9 protein-coding genes are annotated in these 11,216 nt (G+C 64.8%); 3 read left to right on the top strand and 6 right to left on the bottom strand.

The features are described 5' to 3' along the window. The first annotated feature begins 61 nt into the window (after nt 1-61). Entirely contained in the window at nt 62-2,752 is a 2,691-nt protein-coding gene (locus DFR29_RS18790) for a CHASE domain-containing protein (RefSeq protein WP_133820170.1), read from the top strand. After that, nucleotides 2,749-3,198 (top strand): response regulator, encoded by a 450-nt coding sequence (locus tag DFR29_RS18785; RefSeq protein WP_133820169.1) that lies wholly within the window; start codon nt 2,749-2,751, stop codon nt 3,196-3,198. The genes DFR29_RS18790 and DFR29_RS18785 overlap by 4 nt, the downstream gene beginning before the upstream one ends. 6 nt (nt 3,199-3,204) lie before the next feature. On the opposite strand, the gene phbB (DFR29_RS18780) is transcribed toward DFR29_RS18785, so the two are convergent. From phbB (DFR29_RS18780) to gluQRS, 4 genes are all read right to left on the bottom strand, one after another. Further along, on the bottom strand, nt 3,205-3,951 hold the full coding sequence (gene phbB / locus DFR29_RS18780) for an acetoacetyl-CoA reductase (RefSeq protein ID WP_133820168.1): 747 nt from the start codon (nt 3,949-3,951) through the stop codon (nt 3,205-3,207). A 166-nt stretch (nt 3,952-4,117) separates the two neighbouring features. Further along, nucleotides 4,118-4,636 (bottom strand): polyhydroxyalkanoate synthesis repressor PhaR, encoded by a 519-nt coding sequence (phaR, locus tag DFR29_RS18775; protein ID WP_133820167.1) that lies wholly within the window; start codon nt 4,634-4,636, stop codon nt 4,118-4,120. A 365-nt stretch (nt 4,637-5,001) separates the two neighbouring features. Next, entirely contained in the window at nt 5,002-5,742 is a 741-nt protein-coding gene (phbB, locus tag DFR29_RS18770; RefSeq protein ID WP_133820166.1) for an acetoacetyl-CoA reductase, read from the bottom strand. A gap of 83 nt (nt 5,743-5,825) precedes the next feature. Then, complete coding sequence (gluQRS, locus tag DFR29_RS18765; protein WP_133820165.1) at nt 5,826-6,758, bottom strand: tRNA glutamyl-Q(34) synthetase GluQRS; 933 nt, start codon at nt 6,756-6,758, stop codon at nt 5,826-5,828. A gap of 122 nt (nt 6,759-6,880) precedes the next feature. On the opposite strand from gluQRS, the gene htpX reads away from it, so the two are divergent. Continuing rightward, a complete protein-coding gene (htpX, locus tag DFR29_RS18760; protein WP_133820164.1) occupies nt 6,881-7,741 on the top strand; it encodes a protease HtpX in 861 nt (286 codons plus the stop codon). Nucleotides 7,742-7,881: 140 nt separating this feature from the next. Here htpX and DFR29_RS18755 read toward each other — a convergent pair whose 3' ends face one another. Further along, nucleotides 7,882-9,957 carry an EAL domain-containing protein gene (locus DFR29_RS18755; RefSeq protein ID WP_133820163.1) on the bottom strand — a complete coding sequence of 692 codons (2,076 nt, stop codon included), beginning with the start codon at nt 9,955-9,957 and terminating at the stop codon, nt 7,882-7,884. A 183-nt stretch (nt 9,958-10,140) separates the two neighbouring features. After that, on the bottom strand, nt 10,141-11,151 hold the full coding sequence (epmB, locus tag DFR29_RS18750) for an EF-P beta-lysylation protein EpmB (protein WP_133820162.1): 1,011 nt from the start codon (nt 11,149-11,151) through the stop codon (nt 10,141-10,143). Nucleotides 11,152-11,216: the final 65 nt, after the last annotated feature.

Here is an 11,216-nt window from a genome sequence, read left to right as displayed (position 1 = left end):
ATCCTGTGCATAAATCCATTTTGCGCAGGGTGGACAATGCCTTGATGTGGCGGTTGCACGCATGAGCCGGCGCGAACGCCGCGTCCTGGCCGGTGCGCTCGCCGCCCTGGCATGCGCGCTGGCCGGCGCCGGCCTGAATCTGGCCGGTGCCGATGCCTGGGCGCCGACCTGGCCGGCGCTGCTGGCGCTGGGCCTGCTGGCGCTGGCTATCCTGGCGCAACGCTACCGGCACCGCCTGGCAACCCTGGCACTGAGCCTGCCGGTGCTGCTGTTGGGCATCGCTGGCGCGCTGGCTGCGGCGCACGGCCGGCGTGAAGTCTGGAGCGGGCAGCTGGCCCATTTGCAGGACTTGCCGGCCAACAGCGCTGCCGGGCTGGCCGCGGTGGCACTGGCGCTGATCCTGGGTACGCGCCGGCGCGGCGGCATGCTGACCGAACTGGCTGTGATCGCCCTCGCTGCCGCGGCGGTCGCGCTGGGAATTTTCGGCCTGTTCGGGCGCCTGCTCGGCATTGCGCCGGGCCTGGGCTGGGGCGCCGTGAGCAGTGTGTCGGTGCCTACCGGCATCGGCCTGGTGCTGTGCGGCATCAGCGTGCTGCTGCTGCGTACCCGCGGTGTCGGCAGCGACGACGACGCGGCGCCATCGCAGGAGGGGCTGTTGCCGGCTTTCCTGGTGCTGGCGATAGCGCTCGGCGCAACCGCGCTGGCCTGGCGGCTCAGTGTCGACAGCGCCGCCGCGGCACAGCGCACGCGCTTCGAGCACCAGCTGCAGCAATTGGGTGCGGCGGTGCAGTCGCGCCTGCTCGGCTACGTCGACGTGTTGCGGGGCGCCCAGGGTTTGTTTGCCGCTTCCGTGCAGGTCGATGCGGACGAATGGCGGCGCTACTGGGACCGCATGGACCTATCGGCGCGCTATCCCGGCATCGATGCCATGGGTTATGCCCAGCGTGTCGCGCCGGAGGATCGCACTGCCTATGAGGCGCAGCTGGCAGCGCGGATACGACCGGATCTGCGCATCTGGCCGATACCCGGCGATGTCGCCTTTCCGGTGACGTTTGCGGAACCGCCCAGCGCGCGCAACATGGGCCAGGTCGGCTTCGATCTGGCTAGCGAGCCGTTGCGCCGCAGCGCACTGCTGCTCGCCCTGGCTACGGACGAGCCGGTACTCAGTGGCCGCCTGGAGCTGGGCAGCAACGGATCGGTCCAGTCCGGCTTTCTGGTGTTTGTGCCGCTACGCCAGGGCAAGCGCGACGAAGACCCGCCCAGCCGCACCTTCGGCGTGGCCTATTTCGCCTTTCGCGCGCAGGACTGGATGCAGCCGACCGGCGCCGAATTTCGCGACGGCCTGCACGTTCGTCTGTACGACGGCGAACAGGAACAAGCACTGCATCTGCTCTACGCCGATGCGCCGGCCGCGGGCGGCACCGCGCGGCAGGCTGCGATGTATTCCGGTTCCCAGGCCATTACCGTGGCTGGCAGGCGCTGGACCGTTTTCGCGCAGACCACGCCGGACTTTTTCCGCGCCAATGCCTCGACCTTGCCGCGCTGGGTATTGCTGGGCGGCTTGAGCTGCAGCGTGCTGCTGTTCGCGATTGCCTGGCTGCTCAGCGGCACGCGGGCGCGCGCCGAGCGCGCTGCCCAGCGCATGACCGGGGAATTGCGCCGCAGCCAGCAGGCCTGGCAGGCACTGACCGATACCGCCAACGACGCCATCGTCGCGGCGGGCAGCGATGGCCGTATCCGCTACGTCAATGCCGCGACCGAGCGCTGCTTCGGCTATGACGCGGCGGCGTTGCTGGGGCAGGAGCTGAGCGTGCTCATACCCGAGCGCTACCGCGAAGCGCATCGCCAGGGCATGGCCGGTTTTCTTGCCGGTGGTGCGCCGCGCATCATCGGCCACTCGGTCGAGCTGGCCGGCTTGCGCCGCGACGGCACGGAATTTCCGCTGGAAATCTCCCTGGGCCACTGGCGCAGCGGCGACGAGGACAATTTCACCGCCATCGTGCGCGACATCAGCCGCCGGCGCGCAGCGGAACAGGTGCAGGAAACGCAGCGGCGCGAGCTGGCCCGTTCCAATATGGATCTGGAACAATTTGCCTATGTCGCCTCGCACGATCTGCAGGAGCCGCTGCGCATGGTTGCCAGCTACGTGCAGCTGCTGGCGCGGCGCTACAAGGGCAGGCTGGACCAGGACGCCGACGATTTCATCGGCTATGCGGTAGACGGCGCACTGCGCATGCAGCGGCTGATCGACGATCTGCTGGCTTACTCGCGGGTGGTCACGCGGGCCGATGCCGAGCGCGACATCGATGCCGGCGAGTGCCTGGCCGTGGCTTTGCGCAACCTGGCAGCGCGCATCCGCGAGACCTCGGCGCAGATCCAGGCCGGCCCGCTGCCGCTGGTGCACATGGACCCGTCGCAGCTCAGCCAGCTGCTGCAGAACCTGGTCGGCAATGCGCTGAAGTTCTGTGCCGACGCATCGCCGCAGATCGACATCGATGCACAGCGCGAGGACGCGTTCTGGCATTTCCGCGTGAAAGACAACGGCATTGGCCTGGACCCGCAATATGCCGAGCGCATCTTCGTCATCTTCCAGCGCCTGCACGGCCGCCAGCAGTATTCCGGCACCGGCATAGGCCTGGCCATCTGCAAGAAGATCGTCGAGCGCGCCGGCGGCCGCATCTGGGTCGAATCCCAGCCCGGCCAGGGCGCCACGTTCCATTTCACCTTGCCCGTTGTGGAGAAGCCGACATGAATGCGGAAGCCGACGCCGTGCGTCCGGTGGAGATACTGCTGGTGGAGGACAACGAAGGCGACGTGCGCCTGACCCGCGAGGCATTGCGCGAAGGCCATCTGCGCAATCGCCTGCACGTGGTCGAGGACGGCGAGCGTGCGCTGGATTTCCTGTTCCGCCGCGGCGAGTACGCGCAGGCGCCGCGGCCCGACCTGATCCTGCTCGATCTGAACCTGCCGCGCCGCGACGGCCGCGAGGTATTGGCCGAGATCAAGACCGATCCTTCGCTGCGGCGCATACCCGTGGTGGTGCTGACCACCTCGCGGGCCGAGGAAGACCTGGCCCGCAGCTATGACCTGCACGCCAATTGCTTCATCACCAAGCCGGTGGATTTCGATCAGTTCATCCAGGTGGTGAAGACCATAGAAAACTTCTGGTTCACCATCGTGGTGTTGCCGCCGGCCTGAGCAGCTTCAGAAATCCATGAAATAGCCGCCGTTGACCGGGATGTTCGCGCCGGTGATGAAGCCCGAGTCGGCGGCAGCGAGGAAGTCGACCACGCGCGCGATCTCGCTCGGCCGGCCCAGGCGCCCGACCGGAATGCCGGCAACGATCTGCTCGCGGATCTCCGCGGCGATCTGCATCACCATGGCGGTTTCGCAGTAGCCCGGCGACACGCTGTTGACGGTGACGCCCTTGCGCGCCACTTCGCGGGCCAGCGACATGGTGAAGCCGTGCATGCCGGCCTTGGCCGCGGCGTAGTTGGTCTGGCCGAACTGGCCGGTCTGGCCGTTGACCGAGGAAATATTCACGATGCGGCCGTAGCCGCGCGCACACATGCCGTCGATCGCGTTGCGGCAGAGGTTGAACACGCCGTCGAGATTGACCGTCAGCACGCTATGCCACTGGTCCTGGCTCATCTTGCGCAAGGTCGTGTCGCGGGTGATGCCGGCGGCATTGACCAGTACGTCGACGCTGCCGTGACGCTGTTCGGTAGAACGGATCAGCTCGGCACAGGAATCGAAATCGGCGATATCCAGCGCGGCGAATTCGATCTGTGCGGCCAGATCGGCCGTTTCCGCGCGGAAGGCTGCCAGGCGCTCGCTGCGCGTGGCCAGGTCGGCGGCGATGACGACATGGCCGGAGCCGGCCAAGTGGCGGCAGATTTCCGTTCCCAGGCCGCCGATGCCGCCGCTGACGATTGCTACCCGCTGGCTCATGCTTTCCCCTTGAGTTGAAGAGAGCACGCATCGGTTCCGGCTCTCGCCGCCGGCGGCGCTGCCGGCGAAAATGCTGCGCCTGCGCAGCTAGTGCGCCGCACCAATGCGGCGTTCTGGATTCGTCGAAAAACGATACCGGCGCGGGCGGAATGCGGCGCCGGGCCGATCAGGTCTTGTCTTTGTTGCCGCCGCCGCTGCTCCCGCTACCGCCGCCGGAACCGGGGGGTGGGGTCTTCAGCGTACTGGTGGCGGCATTGATGAAGCCTTGCTGCAGCGACTTCCACATGTCCATGTTGCGCTCGGTCAGATCGTTGAGCATGGACCAGGGTGTCTGCCCCATCATGGTGTTGAGCTGGCTGCGGAACTGCTGCTGCTGGTCGAGAAATACCTGCAGGCTGCGCTCCAGATAGCCGCCCATGAAGCCTTGCAGCGAATCTCCGTAGAAACGGATCACCTGCGACAGCAGCTGCGTGGTGAACATGGGCTGGCCGCGTTCCTCGTGCTCGGCGATGATCTGCAGCAGAACGGAGCGGGTCAGCTCTTCGCCGGACTTGGCGTCACGGACTTCGAATTCCTCGCCATCGACCACCAGCTGGCGAACTTCTTCCAGCGTGATGTAGCTAGAAATCTCGGTGTCGTAGAGCCGGCGATTCGGGTACTTCTTGATGACTCGGACTTGTGCCATGCAGCGAAACTAGCATGGCTTGTGGCGATGCACCAGCCGGTTTGCTGCGCAGCATGACCTTTGGCCTAGTCGCTCCTGGTCGCAGCCGCGAGAAGGCCTTGCCGGTATGCCGCAGTGACGGCTGACCACAGCGATGCGGAAGGCATCGCTGTGGGATTTGCTGCAGTTCCGGCTTCCCTGGAGCGGTTTTGCGCTCGCCATGCATGACGAGCCGGTTAATCACAGCCGATGCCATTCATGGCACGAGGCAGTTGGTAAGGGTGTCGCCAGCAGCCGTCCCTGGAGCATCCGCCCGCTCGCCATCCATGGCTCGCCTGGTAACCACCGCAGCCGATGCCATTCATGGCATCGGCTAAGCGAAGTGGTTACCAACCCATGTAGTGCCCGCCGTTGATGGACAGGTTGGCGCCTGTGACCCAGCCGGCATCGTCCGGAATGAAGAAGCCGACCGCATAGGCGATCTCGTCGGGCTTGCCCAGGCGGCCGACAGGGATCTGCGCGGCAATCTTGGCGCGCACTTCCTCGGGCACGGCCATGACCATTTCGGTCGCGACATAGCCGGGCGAGACGGTGTTTACCGTGATGCCGAACTTGGCGTTCTCCTGTGCCAGCGAAATGGTAAAGCCGTGCATGCCGGCCTTGGACGCAGCGTAATTGGCCTGGCCGTACTGGCCTTTCTGGCCGTTGATGGAGCTGATCTGGATGATGCGGCCCCACTTGCGCTCGCGCATGCCGTCGATGACCGGACGGGTCACGTTGAAGCACGAGTTGAGGTTGGTATTGATCACTTCCTGCCATTGCAGGGCCGACATCTTGTGAAAGGTGCCGTCGCGGGTGATGCCCGCATTGTTGACCAGGATGTCGACCGGACCGATCTGGTCGGTCACTTCTTTCACCATGGCTTCGGCCGTGGCCGGGTCGGCCACGTCACCGGCGGCCAGTACGACATCGACGCCGTCGCGCTTGAGCGCTTCCTGCCAGGCCGTTGCCCGGTCCTTGTCGCGATAGTTGGTTGCCACCTTGTGTCCCATCGCCGCCAGCTTGCGCACGATCGCTGTGCCGATACCGCCAGTTCCGCCTGTTACCAAAGCTACGCGTGAGGTCATGCTCCACTCCCAGTTTGTCGTTGTGGTCCGTCGCAACGCGGGATTGCCGCGTGACGCGGACTTCGCACGATTCTACACAAGCGCTAGGACATCCCATGACGCAGGTGCACATTGGCGGGTAATTGTGGAATTGCGGCGAGATCGAAGCGGGTTGTTGCCGCAGTCAGCAGATTCGTCGGCGTATGTGCGCCGGCGAGCAATGGCGCCGGCAGGCCAAGGAAACCCAATGCTGCGCGCAGGGCGGGCAGCGGGTCAGCGGCATCCACCGGCAGGGCTGCATACTGCTTGCTCAGCTTGCGCCCATCCGGGCCCAGGGCAAGCGGCAGGTGAACGTAGTCTGGTTGCGCCACGCCCAGTTGCCGCTGCAGCCAGAGCTGGCGCGGTGTGGAGTCGAGCAGGTCGGCCCCGCGCACGATTTCGCTGATGCCTTGCCAGGCGTCGTCGACAACCACGGCGAGCTGGTAAGCGTAGTAGCCCTCGACGCGGCGCAGCACGAAGTCGCCGACATCGTCGGCCAGGTTCTGCTCGAAGCGTCCGGCAAGGCCGTCGTCAAAGCCGATACAAAGATCCGGTACGCGCAGACGCCATGCCGGTGTGCGTGCCGGGTCGGCGGCAGCCACGCAAGGCCCCTGGTGCAAGCCATTGCTGCGCAGCAGATCGTTGCGGCTGCACCAGCATGCAAAGGCCTGGTCATCGGCGACCAGCTGCTGCAGCGCAGCGGCATAGGCTTCGCTGCGCTGGTGCTGCCAGACGATGGGCTCGTCCGACTGCATGCCGAAGGCGGCCAAGGTGGCGATCTGTTGTTGCGCCGCACCGGCGATCTCCCGCGGTGGATCGAGGTCCTCGATGCGCAGCAGCCAGCTCCCGCCGGCCTGGCGCGCGCGCAGCCAGCTGCCGACCGCGGCGACCAGGGAGCCGAAATGCAGCGCACCGGTGGGGGATGGCGCGAAACGGCCGCGGTAAACGCTGCCGCCCGGCCTTGGCACGGCCTTTACAGCGAGGCTGTCAGGCTGCATTGCAGATTTCATCCCCGGGGCGGAGTCGTTCCCGGTCTTTCAGGCTGAGCTTGAACGCGGCGGATTCGCACATAACTAAGGCTTCGGTTGGATCGTTTGTCCGGAGAACGGGAAAAAACACTATGCGCATCGTGCTTTACCTCGCCACCAATATTGCCATCCTGTTTCTGCTGACCATCGTCATCAAGCTGTTTGGCCTGGATGCGGCCAGCCACCGCAACCTGACCTCGCTGCTGATCATGGCCGCCGTCGTCGGCATGGGCGGCTCGTTCATTTCGCTGGCCTTGTCCAAGTGGATGGCCAAGCGCGCCACCGGCGCGCGCGTGATCACCCAGCCGCAGAACGAGGCAGAACAGTGGTTGTACAGCACGGTGCAGCGCCAGGCCCAGGCTGCGGGCATCGGCATGCCGGAAGTCGCCATCTACGACGGCCCGGAAATGAATGCGTTCGCCACCGGCATGAGCAAGAACAAGGCCCTGGTCGCGGTCAGTGTAGGGCTGCTGCACAACATGGACCGGCGCCAGGTGGAGGCGGTGCTGGCGCACGAGATCAGCCACGTGGCCAACGGCGACATGGTGACCATGGGCCTGATCCAGGGCGTGTTGAATACCTTTGTGGTTTTCCTCGCCCGCATCATCGGTTCGCTGGTCGACAGTTTCCTGCGCGGCAACCGCGATGAGGGCGGTAGCGGCATCGGTTATTTCGTTACCGTGATGGTCGCCCAGGTCGTACTCGGCCTGTTCGCCAGCATGATCGTGATGTGGTTTTCGCGCTTGCGCGAGTTCCGTGCCGATGCGGGTGCCGCAGGGCTGGAAGGCAAGGGCGCGATGATTTCCGCGCTGCAGCGCCTGGCCGCGGGCCATGGCGACAACAGCCTGCCCAAGGAGGTTGCAGCGTTCGGTATTTCCGGTCACTGGGGCAAGCTGTTTTCCAGCCATCCGCCGATCGAGGATCGCATCGCCGCGCTGCAGCGGCTTGCCTGAGCCACAGGGCCAGACCGGATGTAAGCGCGAAGTGCCACCAGGCGCCTTGCCTGGCAAAAACAAAAGCGGCCTCAAGGCCGCTTTTGTTTTGAGGTCAGGTACATGAGCAAGGCATTGCGCGCCATGCTGCAGTAGCCGCACTAGGCGGGGAGGTCATAGACCATGACTTTCTCGGGTTCCTGCAGGAAGTTGCCCTGGACGAAGTTGACGCCGCAGCTGAACAGGATTGACATGCTGGCCGCATCTTCCACAAATTCCGCCACGGTCAGCTTGCCTGCGTGGTGCGCCTGGTCGCACAGGTCCTTGAGCTTCTCCTGGTTTTCCTTGTGCTTGGGCAGTTCGGCCATGAAGCTGCGGTCGAGCTTGAGATAGTCAGCGTCGATGTGCTTGAGCAACTGCATCGAGTTGAGACCGGAGCCGAATTGCTCCAGGGCGAAGCCGCAGTGGATCTGCTTGAGGCCGGCGACGAAGCTGCGCGCCGGTTTTAGGCTGGTGACGACCTTGCTTTCCGGCATCTCGAATACCAGCGCATCGCCGCGCAGGCGCGCGTTCTTCAGCTGCTGGGCGATCCACGGCAGCAGCGTCTGGTCTTCCAGCGACTGCGGCGTGAGCTTGATGAAATATGTGGTCTTGATGCCGGACTTCTCGCGTTCGACCAGGGCCTTGATCGCGTGTGCGATCACCCAGCGGTCGATTTGCGGCATCAGGCCGTGCTGCTCGGCGATAGGCAGGAAGAAATTCGGCGTGATCTCGCCCTTGGGCCCTTGCATGCGCAGCAGGATCTCGAAGAAATCGCCGTCGGCGCCGTGCAGGCTGATGATGGGCTGGTTGAACAGCACGAAGCCGTTGTTGTGCAGCGCATCCTGCACCAGTTTCAGCCAATGGCGCTGCTTCTCTTCGACGGCCTTGTCCTGCGCCGCCGGGTCGAAGATGTTGGTGCGGTTGCCGCCTTCGGTCTGCGCGGCGCGCAGGGTGCTGTTGGCGTTGCCGAGGATGGTCTGGGCATTGGCGTTCTTCTCGCCGATCAGGCAGCCGCCGACGCTCATGGTCACGTTGATCGACTGCTTGCCCACTTCGAAGATGCGTTCGTTGAATGCCTTGAGCAGGGTCTCGGCGATCTTCTTCGAGCCTTCCTGGTCGCGCCCGACCAGCAGCACGGCAAAGGTGTGGTCGGCGAAACGCGCGGCGACGTCGGCATCGGACAGGTGGCGGCGCATCAGGTTGGCCAGGTCGCCCAGCAGTAGATCGGCATTGCCGATGCCGATGGTGTCGAGCACTTTCTTGAAATTGTCCGGTTCCAGCAGCAGCAGGCAGCGATCGTTCTTGCCGGTGGCAGCGGCGGCCACGCTGCGGTCCAGTTCCAGCAGCAGGTGCTGGCGATTGAACAGGTCGGTCACCAGGTCCTTGCTGCGCAGCGCGTCGAGTTCTTTTTCCAGCTCCGGGTTATTGGTCTGCTGGCGGAAGATGATCTGCTGGCAGGGCTCGCCTTCGTAGGTGGCCTCGGCGAATTCCATGACCGAATCAAAGGTGGAGCCGTCGGAGCGCTGCGCCTTGAGATTGAGCTTCTGCGGCGGCTTCTCTCCCTTGGACAGCTTCTTCAGCAGGGATTTGAAATCGTCGGCATCCTCGGGGGCAATCATGTCGAGGATGGACATGCTTTCGATATCTTCGAACTCGTCGAAGCCGAAGATTTCCAGATAGGCCTTGTTGGCGCGCACATGCATGCCTTCGTGCACGTAGGCGATGGGATCGCGCGAGGAGTCGAGCAGTGAATCGCACCTGCGCTCGATTTCGCGCAGCGCCGACTCCAGCCGGCGCACGCTGCGGCGCATCAGCAGGCTCTCGAATTCGCGCTTGACCACCATCTGGGTGTGGTCGGGCCGGCCGCGCAGGGCGATCGCGCGGGCGCCGGTGCGGAAGGCGCTGACGATCAGGTCTTCGTTGGGGTTGATCGCCGTGCCGATGATGGCGATGTCCTTGCCACCGCGGTTGGCCGCGTCGCTGACCTGGTCCAGGCGCAGCGACTTGGCTGCGAGATTGACCAGGATCAGGTCGGGGGTGTTCTGCACGATCTGGTCTTCCAGCTCCGCCTCGTTGGTGGCGCGGGAAGGGCGTACGGCGATGCCGCCGTTGCGCAACACACTGATTTGCTGTTCGGCATCTTCGACCGAATCTTCGACCAGCAACAACCTGATAACACTATCCTGTTTACTCATGTCCGCTCGAGGGCTGGGCGAGTGCGGGCTGGCCGGCCAGGGTAAGAACCCGGCTCCAGCCCCGCATCTGGCAGGTTCATTCCTTAGGTAAGCACGGAAGGTATGGCGAGCAACCGCTTGTCGTTGTTTTTACCGGATTCGTCCGGTCATTTCCACACTGGAGACTGCTGGTTGCGGCCAAGTTCACACCGGTGTCTTGGACTTTTCGCCGGCGGTCTCGCGCACCAGGCGGGGTACCAGGTAGCCGGGCAGCCGCGCGCGCAAAGCCTGCATCAGCGTCAGTGCCTGTGCGTCGTCGACTTCGAAATGCGCCGCGCCCTGGACCTTGTCCAGCTGGTGCAGGTAATACGGCAGCACGCCGCTGGCGAGCAGGCGCTCGGACAACAGCGCCAGCGCATCCTCGTTGTCGTTGACGCCGCGCAACAGCACCGACTGGTTCAATAAGGTACAGCCCGCTTCGCGCAGTTGCGCATGGGCGGTATCGACACTGGCGTCGAGCTCGTTGGCATGGTTGGCATGGATCACAACCACTTTCTGCAGCGGCAGCTGTGCCAGCCACTGCACCAGGCCCGCATCGACGCGTTCGGGCAGTACCACTGGCAGGCGGGTATGAATGCGCAGGCGCTGTACATGTGGGATTGCCGTCAGCGCCTGGCCCAGCTCGGCCAGCTTGGCATTGGACAGCGACAGCGGATCGCCACCGGACAGCAGCACTTCGCTGATCGAGGTGTCGGCCGCGATCGCCGCGACGGCGCCTTGCCAGCGGTTGGCGGCCGCAGTCTGTTCCCCATAGGGAAAATGGCGGCGGAAGCAGTAGCGGCAATTCACGGCGCAGGAGCCGGTGGCGATCAGCAGGGCGCGGCCGTTGTATTTCTGCAGCACGCCCGGCGCCGCGCTGGCAGCCATGTCGCCGACGGCATCGAAGGCGTAGCCCGGCGCGTTGACCAGTTCGGCCGGTCGCGGCAATACCTGCAGCAACAGCGGGTCGGCGGCGTCGCCGGCTCGCATGCGGGCGACATAACCCCGCGGTACACGCAGGGCAAAGCCGGTGTCGCGGCTGGCCAGCAGCTCGGCGGAGCGATGTTCCAGGCCAAGCAGGCGCAGCAGTTCCAGCGGATCGGTGACGGCGTCGCGCCATTGCTGCTGCCACGCGCGTACGGGCAGCTGCGCGAGCCGGCGGTTAGCGGTTATCATTGCGGGCTAGTTTCCGGCTTTACGGCCAATCGACCATTGTAGCCGCAGATCTGCGGCAATTCCCT

The organism is Tahibacter aquaticus (assembly GCF_004363655.1).
Lineage (GTDB): Bacteria > Pseudomonadota > Gammaproteobacteria > Xanthomonadales > Rhodanobacteraceae > Tahibacter > Tahibacter aquaticus.
Note: the sequence above shows the minus strand (reverse complement) of the source record. Positions and strands in the feature narration are given on the sequence as shown.

Coding starts and splice junctions, on each gene's coding strand:
- phbB (WP_133820168.1), bottom strand. CDS start 3,951: ATGAGCCAGCGGGTAGCAATCGTCAGCGGCGGCATCGGCGGCCTGGGA.
- DFR29_RS18755 (WP_133820163.1), bottom strand. CDS start 9,957: ATGAGTAAACAGGATAGTGTTATCAGGTTGTTGCTGGTCGAAGATTCG.
- DFR29_RS18790 (WP_133820170.1), top strand. CDS start 62: ATGAGCCGGCGCGAACGCCGCGTCCTGGCCGGTGCGCTCGCCGCCCTG.
- DFR29_RS18785 (WP_133820169.1), top strand. CDS start 2,749: ATGAATGCGGAAGCCGACGCCGTGCGTCCGGTGGAGATACTGCTGGTG.
- phbB (WP_133820166.1), bottom strand. CDS start 5,742: ATGACCTCACGCGTAGCTTTGGTAACAGGCGGAACTGGCGGTATCGGC.
- gluQRS (WP_133820165.1), bottom strand. CDS start 6,758: ATGCAGCCTGACAGCCTCGCTGTAAAGGCCGTGCCAAGGCCGGGCGGC.
- epmB (WP_133820162.1), bottom strand. CDS start 11,151: ATGATAACCGCTAACCGCCGGCTCGCGCAGCTGCCCGTACGCGCGTGG.
- phaR (WP_133820167.1), bottom strand. CDS start 4,636: ATGGCACAAGTCCGAGTCATCAAGAAGTACCCGAATCGCCGGCTCTAC.
- htpX (WP_133820164.1), top strand. CDS start 6,881: ATGCGCATCGTGCTTTACCTCGCCACCAATATTGCCATCCTGTTTCTG.